Raw genomic sequence first — 14929 nt, forward strand, 5'->3', positions numbered from 1 at the left:
TGTAGGGACGGGGGTCCGGCCTATCCTCGACCCATGTCCGATGTGCGCGCCGCCGATCTCACCTCCCAGGTCGTCGACACGGTGCGACGGTGGCTGGTCGTCGCGTCCTCGGTCCCGGGCGACGCCGCGGCCGAGCGCTTCGCGGCGCTGCTCCGCGACCCCGACGGGCTCGCCTTCGCCGTGGCCTTCGCGGACCGCGTGGTGCGTCCTGAGGACCCTGCGGTGGCCGCACGGCAGCTCGACCGCCTCAGCCGGGACATGCCCGCCTCGCTGCCGTGGCAGCTCAAGGCCGCCGTCGCCGCGGGCGGCGGGTTCGGCCCGCTGGCGCCGCGCACCGTCGTGCCCGTCGCGCGGAAGGCCCTGCGACGCCTCGTGCAGCACCTCGTCGTCGAGGCGGCCCCCGACAAGCTCGGCCCGGCCCTCGCGGCCGCGGCCGACGGCGCCCGCCTCGACCTCGCCCTGCTCGGCGAGCCCGTGCTCGGCGAGGCTGCGGCCCGCCGCAGGGTCGAGGCGACCCGTGCGCTGCTCGAGCGGGACGACGTGAGCCACGTCTCCGTGCCCGTCGCCTCCGTGGTCGGGACGGGCGCGGCCTGGGGCGCCGACGAGCGGGCCTCCGCCGCGGTCGAGGCGCTCACCCCGCTCTACGAGCTGGCGCTCGCGTCCGACCCGCCGAGGACGATCGACCTCGAGGTCGGCGAGCACCGGCACCTCGACCTCGCCATCGACGTCTTCACCCGGCTCCTCGACCAGCCGCAGCTGGCCGACCTCGAGGCCGGCATCGAGATCCAGGCCGACGTGCCCGACGCCCTGGCGTCCCTGCAGCTGCTGACCGACTGGGCCCGCGGGCGCGTGGCCCGCGGCGGGGCGCCGATCCGCGTCCGGCTGACCGTCGGCGGCGTCGCGCTCGAGGCCGTCGACGCCGCGCTGCACGACTGGCCGGTCGCGACCCACACGTCGAGGGCCGAGGCCGACGCCGCGCTCCTCCGGGTGCTCGACCACGCCCTCCGTCCGGTGTCGGCCGAGTTCGCCCACCTGGGGCTCGTCACCGACGACCCGTTCGTCGTGGCCCACGCCTGGACCCTGGCGAAGCGGCGCGAGGTGACGCAGCACCTCACGATCGAGATGCCCCTCGGCACGTCGCGGGGGCTCCTCCGGGCGGTGCGGGCCGAGGTCGGCGACCTGGTCGTGCGGGCCCCGATCGTGCAGCACGGCGACCTCGAGGTCGCGGCCGACCACGTCGTGCGCCGCCTCGCCGAGGTCGCCGCGCCGGGCTCGCCCCTCGCCGCGACGGCCGACCTCGCCCCCGAGGGGACGGTCTTCGACCGTGAGGCCGTCCGCTACCGCGACGCCGTCGCGGCGGCGGAGGCCGCGGTCGACGGCGACGTGCCGCTGCCCGCCCGTCGTCAGGACCGCTCTCGCCCCCACCTCGCGGGGGCCGACCTCGACCTCGACGGCTCGTCCTCGTTCCGCAACGAGCCCGACACCGATCCCGGGCTCGAGGGCAACCGCGCGTGGGCACGGCGCGTGCTCGCCGCCTCCCGGCGGTCGGACGCCGGTCTCGACGCGATCGAGGCCGCTCAGGTCGACGGCGACGACGGCGCGGCCCTCGTCGACGAGCTCGTGACCGACGCCGCCCAGGCCGGTGCGGCCTGGGGCCGGGAAGACCCGGCGACGCGCGCCGAGCTGCTCGAGCTCGCGGCCGACGGCGTCGCACGTCAGCGTGCCGCCCTGCTCGAGGTGCTCGTCAGCGAGACCGGCTCCGTGCTCGACGGCGCCGACCCCGAGGTCAGCGCCGCGGTCGACTCGGCGCGGCACCACGCCGGCCTCGCCCGCGGCGAGGCGGGCCTCCTCGGCGCCCGGCACGCGCCTCCCCGCCTCACGGTCGTCGTCCCCTCGTGGCGTGCGCCCCTCGTCTCCGCGGCGGAGCCCGTCCTCGCCGCGCTCGCCGCGGGCAGCGCGGTCGTGCTCTGCCCGGTGCGGGAGTCGCGCCGCACCGCGGCCGTCCTGGCCGAGGTGCTCTGGGGCGCGGGGGTGCCGCGCTCGCTGCTCGTCCTCGTCGACCTCGAGCTCGACTCCGAGGCCGGCCGCCGGCTCGTGGGCCACCCTGCCGTCGACCGGGTGCGGCTGACGGGCTCGCTCGACCAGGCGCGGCAGCTGCGGTCGTGGCGACCGGACCTCGACCTGGTCGCCGAGGTGGCCGTGGCCGCCGTCGCGGTCGTGACCCCGAGCGCGGACGCCGACCTCGCGGCGGCGGACCTCGTGGCCGGCGCCTTCCGCTTCGCCGGCCAGGCCCCGTCGGCCTCACGCACCGCCCTGCTCGTCGGCTCGGCCGCCCACGCCGAGCGGTTCCGCCGCCAGCTCGTCGACGCGGCCGCGAGCCTGCGGACCGGCTGGCCCGACGACGCGACGACGCAGGTCGGCCCCCTGATCGACCCGGCCGAGGGCGCCGTGCTCGAGGCGCTCACGGTCCTGGCGCCCGGCGAGAGCTGGCTCGTCGAGCCCCGGCAGCTCGACGACGACGGCGGCCTGTGGTCGCCCGGCGTCAAGGTCGGCGTGACGCCCGAGGGGGCGGCCCGCACCGCTGCCGCCGCCGCGCCCGTGCTCTGCCTGGTCGAGGTGGACGACCTCGACGCCGCGATCGAGCTGCAGCAGAGCCTGAGCGCCGGTGGCTCGGCCGCCCTGCACAGCCTCGACGTCGACGAGGTCGACACGTGGCTGCGACGCGTCCGGGCGGGCACGCTCGTGGTCGGACGACCCACGTCGCCGATGGTCGTGCGTCGTCGGCCCGCCGCCTCGTGGGGGCGCTCCGTCGTGGGCCCCGCGGTCGCGCCGGGCGGTCCCGACGGCCTGCTCGTGCAGGGCTCGTGGTGGCGGCTGTCTCGCGAGCCCCACCCGTCGCTGCGCCTCACCGGGGTCCCCGACGTGGTCGTGCCCGTGATCGAGGCGGCCCGGTCGTCCCTCTCCTTCGAGCAGTTCGACCGCGTCCGGTCGGGTGCGGTCAGCGACGAGCGCGCCTGGCAGGCGCACGTCGGCGTGGCGCACGACGACTCCGACCTGCGGGTCGAGCGCAACGTGACGCGCTACCGGCCGCGGCCCGTGCTCCTGCGCCTGTCGTCCGACGCCGACCTGTCCGACCTCGTGCGCCTCCTCGTCGCGGCGGCCCGGGTACGCGCGCCCGTGACGGTCAGCTCGGCCGTGCCCGTGCCGGCGTCGCTGGTCCAGCTGCTGCACTCGCCGGCGTCGCCGATGCGGGTCGGCGCCGTCGTGGTCGAGAGCGACCGGGCCTTCCTGGCTCGCGCCTCCGCCGGTCTGCTCCAGGCGCGGGAGGCGACGCACGAGCTGGACGACCTCAGCCTGCTCGCCCGTGCGACCGGGTCGCGCGACCCGGCCGCCGAGGTCGAGGGCGACGGCGACGGCGACGTCCCCCCGCCCGACGACGCCGCGGTCGCGGCGTACCGCGACCTGCACGTGCGGCTCATCGGGGGCGACCCCCGGGCCCTGGCCCGTGCGGTCGGCGGCAGCGTCGACGTCGTGGTGCACGGCGGCGACGTCACCGACGAGGGCCGGGTCGAGCTGCTGACGTTCGTGCGCGCGCAGAGCGTGACGGTCACGGCTCACCGCTCGGGGCTCGTCGACCCCGACCTGCGCGACCTCAAGATCTGAGCGCACCCGCTGCGCCGCCGCACCCTCTGTCCTCCACCCCCCCGTAATTTGAGAGTGATCCGCCCCGCTGAGCGCGATCTGCCCCGCAGATCGGCCTCGCGGCCACTGATCTCTCTCGCTTTGCCCCTCGCCCTCGCCCCCGCCCCCTCAGCAAATGCCGACCGATGAGCCCTCTCAGCGGCTCGGATACCTGGAATTCACACTATTGGGGGCGGCGAGGTCGGCATTTGCGGAGGCGGAAGCGGAGGAGGCGGGCGCGGCGCGGCGCGGCCTCAGGCGGTGCGGCGGCTGATCAGCTTCGACAGCACGATGGCGCTGCGGGTGTGGTCGACGTTCGGGGCGTTTCGCACGCGCTCGAGCGCCTCCTCGAGGGAGGGGATGTCGCGGCTGCGCATGTGCACGATCGCGTCGGCGCTGCCCGTGACGGTGCCGGCGTCGACGACCTCGGGCACCGTGCTGAGGATGCGCTGCAGCTCGGCGGGCGAGACCGTGCCCCGGCAGAACAGCTCGACGAACGCCTCGGTGCCGAGGCCCTCGACGGCCGGGTCGACCTGGACTGTGAACCCCTTGATGACGCCGTCCGCCACCAGGCGGTCGACGCGGCGCTTGACGGCCGAGGCGCTGAGGCCCACCGACGACCCGATGTCGCCGTAGCCCGCACGGGCGTTCTGCCTCAGCAGGTCGATGATGCCGTAGTCGAGATTGTCCACATCGGGCACTGTACGCCATTTTGTTGCGCAGGAGGTAATGTAGGCGCAAGATCGTTGCGTGGAGAGCAGCCAACGTGCGCGTTGTCGGTGTGACACTGAACTCCGTGAGCATCGCCGCCGAGACCGTCCAGCCCTCTCCCGAGGCCCCGCAGCCGCCGACCAGACGCGCGTCGCACCGCAGCGTGCTGATGTGCCGGCCCGAGCACTTCACCGTCAGCTACCGGATCAACCCGTGGATGGACCCGCAGGTGCCGACCGACACCTCGCGCGCCGTCGAGCAGTGGCAGACACTCTACGAGACCTACCTCGGGCTCGGCTTCGACGTGCAGCTGATCGACCCGCTGCCCGGCCTGCCCGACATGGTCTACTCGGCCAACGGCGGCTTCGTGCTCGACGGCAAGGCCTACGGGGCGAGCTTCACCTACCCCGAGCGCCAGCCCGAGGGGCCGGCCTACATGGAGTGGTTCGCCGCCGCCGGCTTCGAGGTGGTCGTGCCCGAGGAGGTCAACGAGGGCGAGGGCGACTTCCTCCTCGTCGGCGACGTCGTCCTCGCGGGCACCGGGTTCCGCAGCGCGTCCGACTCGCACGCCGAGGTCGCCCGGGTCTTCGGCCGTGAGGTCGTCGGCCTCACCCTGGTCGACCCGAGCTTTTACCACCTCGACACGGCGATCGCCGTGCTCGACCCCGAGCCCGTCGACGGCGTCCACAACATCGCCTACCTCGAGAGCGCCTTCGACGAGCCGTCGCTCGCGGTGCTGCGCGAGCTGTTCCCGGACGCCGTGCTCGTGAGCCAGGAGGACGCCGCGATCCTCGGGCTCAACTCGTACAGCGACGGCTACAACGTCGTGATCGCCGCGGCCGCCACCGGCTTCGAGCGCCAGCTGCGCGAGCGCGGCTACAACCCGATCGGCGTCGACCTGTCCGAGCTGCTGCTCGGCGGGGGCGGCGTGAAGTGCTGCACCCTGGAGCTGCGACGATGACGACCGACACGACCGACACGACCCGCACCTCCTCGTCCACCGCCGCGGCGATCGCCGTCGAGGACGCGTCGCTGGCGCACAACTACCACCCGCTGCCCGTCGTCGTGTCGACGGCCGAGGGCGCCTGGGTGACCGACGTCGAGGGGCGCCGGTACCTCGACTGCCTGGCGGCGTACTCCGCCGTCAACTTCGGCCACGGCCACCCGACGCTCGTCGCTGCGGCGCGGGCGCAGCTCGACCGCGTCACCCTGACGAGCCGGGCGTTCCACAACGACCAGCTCGGCCCCTTCGCCGCCGAGCTCGCCGCCCTGCTCGGCAAGCAGATGGTGCTCCCGATGAACACGGGCGCCGAGGCCGTCGAGTCGGGCATCAAGGTCGCCCGTGCCTGGGGCTACCGGGTCAAGGGCGTCCGGCCCGGGGCCGCGAAGATCGTCGTGGCGGCGGGCAACTTCCACGGGCGCACGACGACCATCATCAGCTTCTCCGACGACGAGGAGGCGCGGGCCGACTTCGGTCCGTACACCCCCGGCTTCGTGACCGTGCCGTACGGCGACTCCGCCGCGCTCGAGGCCGCGATCGACGACGACACCGTCGCCGTGCTGATCGAGCCGATCCAGGGCGAGGCCGGCGTCGTCGTGCCGCCCGCGTCGTACCTGCCCGAGGTGCGTCGGATCACCCGCGAGCGGAACGTGCTGTTCATCGCCGACGAGATCCAGTCGGGCCTCGGGCGCACCGGCGCGACGGTCAGCTGTGACCTCGTCGACGTCGTGCCCGACCTGTACCTGCTGGGCAAGGCACTCGGCGGCGGCATCGTCCCCGTCAGCGCCGTGGTCGGCGACCGTGACGTCCTCGGGGTGCTGCGGCCCGGCGAGCACGGCTCGACCTTCGGCGGCAACCCGCTCGCCGCAGCGGTGGGCCTCGCCGTGGTGCGGATGCTCGCGACCGGCGAGTGGCAGGAGCGCGCGACGCGACTCGGCACCCGCCTCCGCGACGGCCTCGAGGCCCTCGTCGGCTCGGGCGTCGTCACCGTGCGCGGAGCCGGCCTGTGGATGGGGATCGACATCGACCCGGCCGTCGGCACCGGCCGCGAGGTCTGCGAGGAGCTGATGCGCCGCGGGGTGCTCGCCAAGGACACGCACGGCTCGACCATCCGCCTCGCGCCGCCCATCGTGATCACCGAGGAGGAGGTCGACGAGCTCGTGTCGACCCTCGGCTCGGTGCTGCGCGACCTGCCCCGAGGCTGAGCGCGATCGCTGTCGCCGTGCCCCTCGCGGATGTCGGCGGGTCGCCGTAGTCGGCGGCGGGTCAGCGCCCGCCCGCCGCGGGGCACGGGAACCTGCCGCGGGCGACAGGAACCCGCCGACATCCGGAGCCCGAGCCCGAGCCCGCGCTTGAGCCCGCGCGGGCGCCTCAGCCGCGGCCGGTCGGCGTGACGAAGAGATAGACGACGCTGCGGGCCGTGCGGTGCTCCTGCGCGTTCGTGAAGCCGAGCCCCCCGAGGGTGCGGCGGTCGGCGTCGTCGAGCGCGTCGGTCTGCAGCCGGGCGATCCAGAGGCGGTCGACGCCGTCGAGGCGCTCGCGGAGCACGACGGCGTCGTCGGCGTCCTCCAGGTCGAGCGTGACGTCGGTGAAGCGCCCCTCGGGGATGCCGCTGCGGACGAAGGCCAGGTCGTCGAGCTCGTCGAACCGGTCGGGGTACGCGTAGAGGGCCTGGCGTGGTCTCGTCGAGACCGTCCCGGTGGCGTCGAGCAGGAACGCGTCGCCCGGTCGGGCCTGGCTCTCGATGTACGTCGAGAGCTGCGCGAGGTCCGCGCCGCCGCCCTTCGCCGCCGGCAGCCGCTGAGCGACCCAGGTCGGAGCGGAGGCCACGACGAGCAGCGCGATGAGGGCGATGCTGATCCGTCGACGCCGGAACCCGGTGATCGCGACGGCGAGCAGCAGGGCCATGCCGGGTGACGACCACGTCACGATCCGCGCCTGGTACACGGGCGAGAGCACGACGCCGAGGACGAGCATGAGGCCCGCAGGGATCGCGGCCCAGAGCGCCCCGAGCAGCACGACGCTGCCGGGGGTGCGCGACCTGTCCCGCAGGCGGGTGCCGAGCAGGATCAGCAGCACGACGGCGATGGCCGCCCACGTCACGGACGTCGCGAACCACGGCTCGACGAGCACGCTGTACCAGGTGATGTCGGAGCCCGTCGACGGATCGTCGGCCGTCAGCAGCCTGGTGCGCTCGGAGAGAACGGTGCCGATCACCGGCGCCGAGGCGAGCAGGGCCGAGCCAGTCGAGATGGACCAGCCGAGGAGGCGGTGGCGGGCTCCCCGACGACGGCGCTGGGCCGGTGCGAGGACGAGGAACACCCCGTGCACGACGACGATCAGCCCGAGCGGGACGAAGGTGACGATCGCGCCGGCGAGGGCGGCCCCGTAGCCGATCCACCACCTCCTCTGGTGCCGGCGGGAGGCGACGAGCACCAGCACGGTGAGCCAGACGGCCACGGCCGCGGTGAGCGCGTACGGGCGTGCCTCGGTCGCCTCGAGCGTGAGGCGGGGCAGCACCGCCGAGATGCCGGCGGCGAGCAGGGCCGTGCGGCGGTCGGTGAGCATGCGCGTGAGCACGAGCACGCCGGCCGCGACGACGCCGACCGCGACCGCGCTCGGCAGCCGGGTGACGAGCGTGCTCTCGCCGAGCAGGCCCGTCCAGAAGTGCATGAAGACGTAGTAGGCGCCGTGCACGAGGTCGCGCTGGTCGAGGAACGCGAGCAGGGCAGGCAGGGGGAGGCGCGCGGCCTGGAGGGTGGTGGCCTCGTCGCTCCAGTAGGAGGGGACCCAGGCGGCGGCGAACCCGACGACCAGCGCCGCGACGCCGGCCAGCAGCGGGTCGAGCCAGCGGCTGCGCGAGTGGACGACGGCCGGGTCGTGGCCGATGCTCACGCGGCTCCTGCCGACGCTGAGCCGGTCGACGACGCCGGGCCGGTCGACGAAGCCGGGCCGTCAGGCGACACGGGTCCTGCCTGTGCGCGGCCCTCTGTCGCGGAGGCCTGCGTGGCGGGGCACGGCATCGATCCGTGGACCTCTCGATCGTCAGTCGGTGCGGTGGAGGAGTGCGTGCTGTCGAGCATCTGTCCCGAGCGTATCGTCCTGGCGTCCAGGACGCCTGGCCACGACGGCGTCCACGACCGGAGAGCGACGCAAGAAGCCCCCGGCTTCACCGGGGGCTTCGTGATGTGGCTGGACGCGGCGTCGATCCGCGGACCTTTCGATTTTCAGTCGAACGCTCTACCAACTGAGCTACCCAGCCGTGGGGTCCAGCTCGTGAGCTGGTCTCTCGGAGGGACGTGCCCTCCAGACGAGTGACTCGCCTTGGCGACCCTGACCGGACTTGAACCGGCGACCTCCGCCGTGACAGGGCGGCGCGCTAACCAACTGCGCTACAGGGCCAAACTGGTGCTGCTGATGTTGCTTCTGGTGGTGCGTCGTGCTGATGATACGTCGTGTCAGAGACGCTGCCTCGAGAGATACTACCTGGACCTGGTCAGAAGGAGAAACCGGAGCTTCTCGGTCGGACCGTGACCCCAACGGGATTCGAACCCGTGCTGCCGCCGTGAAAGGGCGGTGTCCTAGGCCACTAAACGATGGGGCCGAGTGGTCCACGAGGAACCACAGGCAACCGAGGAGCAAGCATACAGATCGGAGACCCTCCGCGCAAAACGGTCTCGACGGGCCCCGTGGCGGCCGCACCTCGCCACGACTCGCCGCCGGGCGCGACCTGCTGGCGGGTCGGCACGGGGCCGTCTACCTTCGACCTGTACTCCACAGTTCGTCGGTCGCGAGATCGGCGGACGATCGGACGGCTCGGGCCTCCCGGGCGAGCTCGACCTCGTGCACGACGAAATCGGAACCTCGATGACCTCCAGCCGCACCCTCCGCCGCCGCGCCTCCTCGGCCCTCGCCGTCCACCGCGGCCCGCACGGCGCGCGCATCGCCGCCGCCCTCGCGGCCGTCGCCCTGCTGGTCGGCGCGGGCGTCGCGTCGCCGCAGGCCGCCCACGCGGCGGACTACCCGTCCTGGGCCGACGTACAGGCCGCCCGCGGCGACACGGCCGCGAAGCAGGGGGAGATCGACACGCTCCAGGGCCTGCTGACCCAGCTCGACGCCGATCTCGACGCGAAGAACGAGGACGCCCGGCAGAAGGGCGACGCGCTCCAGGCGGCGCAGACCGCCTACGACGACGCGCAGTTCCGCACCGCCCAGCTGCAGGCCCAGGCCGACGACGCCGCGGAGGTCGCCGCCGCCAGCGAGGAGCGGGCCGGCCAGCTCGCCGCCCAGCTCGGACGGTCCGGCGGCAACGACGGCATCAGCAGCAGCCTCATCGCCGACCCGGGCGACGCGGGCCAGCTGCTCTACAAGCTCGGCGCGATGAGCAAGCTCACCGAGCAGGCCGACGGCATCTACTCGCAGGCCACGCAGGACAGGAACACCGCGCAGTCGCTCAGCGACCAGGCGGCCGTCGCGGCCGCCGCCCTCGAGGAGCTCGCCGACGAGGCCCGGGTCGCCCTGGCTGCCGCGAACGAGGCGGCACAGGCCGCCGCCGACGCGCTCGCCGAGCAGGAGGACAACAAGGCCCGGCTGGAGGCGCAGCTCGCGATCCTGCAGCAGGACCTGCAGACCACCGAGGCCGAGTTCCAGGCCGGCGAGGAGGCGCGCAAGGCGGCCGAGGCCGCTGCGGCAGCCGAGGCGGCCAAGTACGGCAGCCCGACCAACGGCACCCCGGCCGGCGTCATCTCGAGCGCGGGCTGGACCCGCCCCTCCGGCGGCAACGTCGTCAGCGGCTTCGGCATGCGCGTCAACCCGGTCACCCACGCGTACGTGCTGCACGCCGGCACCGACCTGGCCGCCGCCTGCGGCACGCCGATCTTCGCCGCCACCGCGGGCACGGTCAGCTACGCGGGCTGGATGGGCGGCTACGGCAACTTCGTCCAGGTCGACCACGGCGGCGGCGTCAGCACCGGCTACGGCCACCAGGTCAACGGCGGGATCATGGTGTCCGTCGGCCAGCGCGTCGAGGTCGGCCAGCGGATCGGCACCGTCGGCTCGACCGGCAACTCGACCGGCTGCCACCTGCACTTCGAGACGCGGCAGGGCGGCGTCGCGGCCGACCCGGTCCCGTTCATGTCGGCGCGGGGCATCCGCCTCTAGCCCGACGAGCGACGACGAAGGGCCCGACGCGCGTGCGTCGGGCCCTTCGTCGTGTGCGGGAGGCGCGGGTCAGTGGCCCTCGGCCGCCAGCTTCACGATGCCGGCCTCGACGATGGCCTCGGCCTCGGCGGCGTCGCCCCAGCCCTCGGTCTTGACCCACTTGCCGGGCTCGAGGTCCTTGTAGTGCTCGAAGAAGTGCTCGATCTCCTTGCGGAGGTGGTCGGGCACGTCGGCGACGTCCTGGATGTGCTCCCAACGCGGGTCCTTCGCGGGGACCGCGATGACCTTGGCGTCGCTGCCGCCGTCGTCGGTCATGTTGAAGACGCCGACGGGACGGACCTTGACGCCCACCCCCGGGAACAGCGGGTAGTCGAGCAGCACGAGCACGTCGACGGGGTCGCCGTCGAGCCCGAGTGTGTTCTCGAAGAACCCGTAGTCGGTCGGGTAGACGAAGCCGGTGAAGAGCACGCGGTCGAGGTACACGCGACCCGTCTCGTGGTCGACCTCGTACTTGTTGCGGCTTCCCTTGGGGATCTCGATCACGGCGTCGTACGCGGCCATGGGTGCTCCTGGTTCAGTCTCGGGGGCACGCCGACCAGGCCGGTCGGCGGCTGCCGGTAACGTTACAAGATGCCCGAGAGACCGCGCCTGACCCCTGCCGTCGCCGACGTCCGACGTGCTGTCCGCGCCTCCTTCGCGGGCCTCGCGACCGGCGACCTGGTGCTGGTGGCGCTGAGCGGCGGCGCCGACTCGCTCGCCCTCGCCGCGGCGACCGCCTTCGAGGCCCCTCGTGCCGGGCTCACGGCCGGTGCGGTCGTCGTCGACCACGGCCTGCAGCCGGGCTCGGCCGAGGTGGCCGAGGCGGCGGCTGCCCGGGCCTCGGCCCTGGGGCTCGCGCCCGTGGTCGTCCGTCGGGTCGACGTCGGCGCCGAGGGCGGCCCCGAGGCCGCCGCCCGCGAGGCCCGCTACGCCGCGCTCACGGCCGTGGCCGACGAGACGGGCGCCGTGGCCGTGCTGCTCGGGCACACCCTCGACGACCAGGCCGAGACGGTGCTGCTCGGTCTCGCCCGCGGCAGCGGCCCGACGAGCCTGCAGGGCATGGGCGCCGTGTCGGGGCGGTGGCGACGGCCGCTGCTGGCGGTCCGGCGCGAGGCGACCCGCGCCTCCTGCGCCGATCTCGGCCTCGAGCCGTGGGACGACCCGCACAACGACGACCCCGGGTACGCCCGGGTGCGCGTCCGCACGACCGTGCTGCCCGTGCTCGAGCGCGAGCTGGGGCCCGGCGTCGCCGAGGCGCTCGTCCGCACCGCGGCGCAGCTGCGCGAGGACTCGGAGGCGCTCGACCACTTCGCCGAGGAGCAGGCGGAGGAGGTGGCCGACCACGCCGAGGCCGGCATCTCGCTCGACGTCCGGTCGCTGGCCGCGAACCCCGCGGCGCTGCGGCAGCGGCTGATCCGCCTGGCCGTCGAGAGCGAGTTCGCGCTGACGCTGAGCCGCGCGCAGACCCTCGAGGTCGCCCGGCTCGTGACCGACTGGCACGGCCAGGGAGCGGTGTCCCTGCCGGGCGTTACAGTTGTCCGCACCGGAGGCGCGCTGCACTTCGCCGCGACCGCCGCCTCCTGAGGCCCCGCCCCTCCCTCCCCCTCACGACTGGAGAACGCCCGACCATGGAACTCAGCGACATCGAGAGCGACCTGACCAGCGTCCTGTACACCGAGGAGCAGATCCACGCGGCGATCGCCGAGGTCGCCCGTGCGGTCGAGGTCGACTACGCCGGGCGCGAGCCGCTGCTGGTGGGCGTGCTCAAGGGCGCCGTCATGGTCATGGCCGACTTCGCGCGCGAGCTCAAGCTGAACGCGCAGATGGACTGGATGGCCGTCTCGTCGTACGGCTCCGGCACCAAGTCGTCGGGCGTCGTCCGCATCCTCAAGGACCTCGACACCGACCTGCACGGCCGCGACGTGATCATCGTCGAGGACATCATCGACTCGGGCCTCACGCTCTCGTGGCTGCTCGAGAACCTCAAGAGCCGCGGTGCCGCCTCCGTCGAGATCTTCGCGCTGCTGCGCAAGCCCGAGGCCGCCAAGGTGCACGTCGACGTCAAGTACGTCGGCTTCGAGATCCCCAACGAGTTCGTCGTCGGCTACGGCCTCGACTTCGCCGAGAAGTACCGCAACCTGCGCGGGGTCGGGGTGTTGGCTCCCCACGTCTACAGCTGAGGCCCGTCCACCACCCCAGTACGGGAGCGGGCAGCCCGCTATGAGCGAACACCCATCAGGCCCCTAGGCGGCCCGTTGTAGCCTTTCGCTCACGTTCTTCCTGCAGAAAGGTGTCGGGCGTCGCCCGTACTGACATGGACTTCAAGAAACTGTTCCGCGGACCGATCATCTACATCGTGATCGCGGTGATCGGCATCGGCATCGGCTGGAGCGTCATCAGCGCCTCCGGCACGACCCAGGTGTCGACGCAGGAGGGGCTCAAGGCCCTGAACGACGACAAGGTCTCGTCGGCCACGATCTTCAGCAACGAGCAGCGGGTCGACCTCGTCCTCAAGGACGGCGACGCGCAGCAGCAGTTCTACTACTCGACGCCCCGCGGCGACGAGGTCGTCACCGCGATCAACGACGCGAGCCTGAAGGACTTCGACGACACCGTCACGCAGACCAGCTGGTTCGTGTCGCTGCTCAGCGTCCTCCTGCCCTTCCTCATCATCGGCGTCATCTTCTGGTTCCTCCTGTCGTCCATGCAGGGAGGCGGCAGCAAGGTCATGCAGTTCGGCAAGTCCAAGGCGAAGCTCGCGTCGAAGGAGACGCCGCAGGTGATGTTCACCGACGTCGCCGGCGCGGACGAGGCCATCGAGGAGCTCGAGGAGATCAAGGAGTTCCTGAAGGAGCCCGCGAAGTTCCAGGCCGTGGGCGCCCGCATCCCCAAGGGCGTGCTGCTCTACGGCCCTCCCGGCACCGGCAAGACCCTGCTCGCCCGCGCCGTCGCCGGCGAGGCAGGCGTGCCCTTCTTCTCCATCTCGGGATCCGACTTCGTCGAGATGTTCGTCGGCGTCGGCGCCAGCCGCGTGCGTGACCTCTTCGAGCAGGCCAAGCAGAACTCGCCGGCCATCATCTTCGTCGACGAGATCGACGCCGTCGGCCGCCACCGCGGCGCCGGCGTCGGCGGCGGCAACGACGAGCGCGAGCAGACCCTCAACCAGCTGCTCGTCGAGATGGACGGCTTCGACGTCAAGACCAACGTCATCCTGATCGCCGCGACCAACCGCCCCGACGTGCTCGACCCCGCTCTGCTCCGTCCGGGCCGTTTCGACCGCCAGATCGGTGTCGACGCCCCCGGCCTCGACGGTCGCCGCCAGATCCTCGAGGTGCACGGCAAGGGCAAGCCCCTCGCCGCCTCCGTCAACCTCGAGGTGCTGGCGCGCAAGACGCCGGGCTTCACCGGCGCCGACCTCGCCAACGTGCTCAACGAGGCGGCCCTGCTGACGGCCCGCTCGAACGCGCAGCTGATCGACAACCGCGCCCTCGACGAGGCGGTCGACCGCGTCATGGCCGGCCCCCAGCGCCGCAGCCGCATCATGAACGACCACGAGAAGCTCATCACGGCGTACCACGAGGGCGGCCACGCGCTCGCGGCGGCGGCGATGCGGCACACCGACCCGGTGACCAAGATCACGATCCTGCCGCGTGGCCGGGCCCTCGGCTACACGATGGTGCTGCCCCTCGAGGACAAGTACTCCGTCACCCGCAACGAGCTGCTCGACCAGCTGGCCTACGCCATGGGCGGCCGCGTCGCGGAGGAGCTCGTGTTCCACGACCCCACCACCGGCGCCTCGAACGACATCGAGAAGGCCACCGGCACCGCCCGCAAGATGGTGACCGAGTTCGGCATGAGCAACAAGGTCGGGTCGGTCAAGCTGGGCCAGGGGTCCGGCGAGCAGTTCATGGGCCGTGACATGGGTCAGCGCGACTACTCCGAGACCATCGCCGAGACGGTCGACGCCGAGGTGCGCGTGCTGCTCGAGCAGGCGCACGACGAGGCCTGGGCGGTCATCAACGACAACCGCGACATCCTCGACCACCTCGCGGCCGAGCTCCTCGAGAAGGAGACGCTCGACCACGACGAGCTCGCGGTGATCTTCAAGGACGTCAAGAAGCTGCCCGAGCGCCCGCAGTGGCTCTCGAGCGACAAGCGTCCCGTGTCGGACCGCCCCGCGATCCCGATGCCGACCAAGGCACCGGTCGACGCCGAGGCCGTCGACGGCGGAGTGGGCTCCGAGCCCGAGGAGGCGCCCTCGCGGAAGCGCCCGCCGCGCACCACCCCCGGCATCGCCACGGCCTAGGCGCGCAGGCCGATCCGGGCGGCGCACCGCGT

10 protein-coding genes and 3 tRNA genes are annotated in these 14929 nt (G+C 73.2%); 7 read left to right on the plus strand and 6 right to left on the minus strand.

Features of this window, described 5'->3' with window-relative positions; translation table 11 throughout:
* Positions 1–33: 33 nt before the first annotated feature.
* Positions 34–3663 carry a proline dehydrogenase family protein gene (locus tag EDF20_RS14100; protein ID WP_133739107.1) on the plus strand — a complete coding sequence of 1210 codons (3630 nt, stop codon included), beginning with the start codon at positions 34–36 and terminating at the stop codon, positions 3661–3663.
* A 272-nt stretch (positions 3664–3935) separates the two neighbouring features.
* On the opposite strand, the gene EDF20_RS14105 is transcribed toward EDF20_RS14100, so the two are convergent.
* Positions 3936–4373: an Lrp/AsnC family transcriptional regulator gene (locus EDF20_RS14105; RefSeq protein WP_123547455.1), complete on the minus strand. Its 438-nt coding sequence runs from the start codon at positions 4371–4373 to the stop codon at positions 3936–3938.
* Between the two features lie 104 nt (positions 4374–4477).
* Between EDF20_RS14105 and ddaH the strand changes: the two genes are divergently transcribed.
* Both ddaH and rocD read left to right on the plus strand, forming a co-directional pair.
* On the plus strand, positions 4478–5353 hold the full coding sequence (gene ddaH / locus EDF20_RS14110) for a dimethylargininase (protein ID WP_347876503.1): 876 nt from the start codon (positions 4478–4480) through the stop codon (positions 5351–5353).
* Positions 5350–6597: an ornithine--oxo-acid transaminase gene (rocD, locus tag EDF20_RS14115; protein ID WP_133739108.1), complete on the plus strand. Its 1248-nt coding sequence runs from the start codon at positions 5350–5352 to the stop codon at positions 6595–6597. Before ddaH ends, rocD begins: the two co-directional genes overlap by 4 nt.
* A gap of 166 nt (positions 6598–6763) precedes the next feature.
* Here the strand turns inward: rocD and EDF20_RS14120 are convergent, their stop codons facing one another.
* The 4 genes from EDF20_RS14120 to EDF20_RS14135 form a co-directional block, all read right to left on the minus strand.
* Complete coding sequence (locus tag EDF20_RS14120; protein WP_133739109.1) at positions 6764–8287, minus strand: glycosyltransferase family 39 protein; 1524 nt, start codon at positions 8285–8287, stop codon at positions 6764–6766.
* 294 nt (positions 8288–8581) lie between these two features.
* A tRNA-Phe gene (locus EDF20_RS14125) sits at positions 8582–8654 on the minus strand.
* A gap of 63 nt (positions 8655–8717) precedes the next feature.
* A tRNA-Asp gene (locus tag EDF20_RS14130) sits at positions 8718–8794 on the minus strand.
* Positions 8795–8923: 129 nt separating this feature from the next.
* A tRNA-Glu gene (locus tag EDF20_RS14135) sits at positions 8924–8996 on the minus strand.
* A 263-nt stretch (positions 8997–9259) separates the two neighbouring features.
* Between EDF20_RS14135 and EDF20_RS14140 the strand changes: the two genes are divergently transcribed.
* Positions 9260–10552 carry a M23 family metallopeptidase gene (locus tag EDF20_RS14140; RefSeq protein WP_133739110.1) on the plus strand — a complete coding sequence of 431 codons (1293 nt, stop codon included), beginning with the start codon at positions 9260–9262 and terminating at the stop codon, positions 10550–10552.
* A 69-nt stretch (positions 10553–10621) separates the two neighbouring features.
* Here EDF20_RS14140 and ppa read toward each other — a convergent pair whose 3' ends face one another.
* Positions 10622–11113, minus strand: coding sequence for an inorganic diphosphatase (gene ppa / locus EDF20_RS14145; protein ID WP_133739111.1), 492 nt, complete (start codon positions 11111–11113; stop codon positions 10622–10624).
* Between the two features lie 69 nt (positions 11114–11182).
* Between ppa and tilS the strand changes: the two genes are divergently transcribed.
* From tilS to ftsH, 3 genes are all read left to right on the plus strand, one after another.
* Positions 11183–12175 carry a tRNA lysidine(34) synthetase TilS gene (gene tilS, locus EDF20_RS14150; protein ID WP_133739112.1) on the plus strand — a complete coding sequence of 331 codons (993 nt, stop codon included), beginning with the start codon at positions 11183–11185 and terminating at the stop codon, positions 12173–12175.
* 44 nt (positions 12176–12219) lie between these two features.
* On the plus strand, positions 12220–12771 hold the full coding sequence (gene hpt, locus EDF20_RS14155; protein ID WP_123547461.1) for a hypoxanthine phosphoribosyltransferase: 552 nt from the start codon (positions 12220–12222) through the stop codon (positions 12769–12771).
* Between the two features lie 134 nt (positions 12772–12905).
* Positions 12906–14897, plus strand: coding sequence for an ATP-dependent zinc metalloprotease FtsH (ftsH, locus tag EDF20_RS14160; RefSeq protein ID WP_133739113.1), 1992 nt, complete (start codon positions 12906–12908; stop codon positions 14895–14897).
* Positions 14898–14929: the final 32 nt, after the last annotated feature.

This window comes from Frigoribacterium sp. PhB116 (assembly GCF_004364285.1).
Lineage (GTDB): Bacteria > Actinomycetota > Actinomycetes > Actinomycetales > Microbacteriaceae > Frigoribacterium.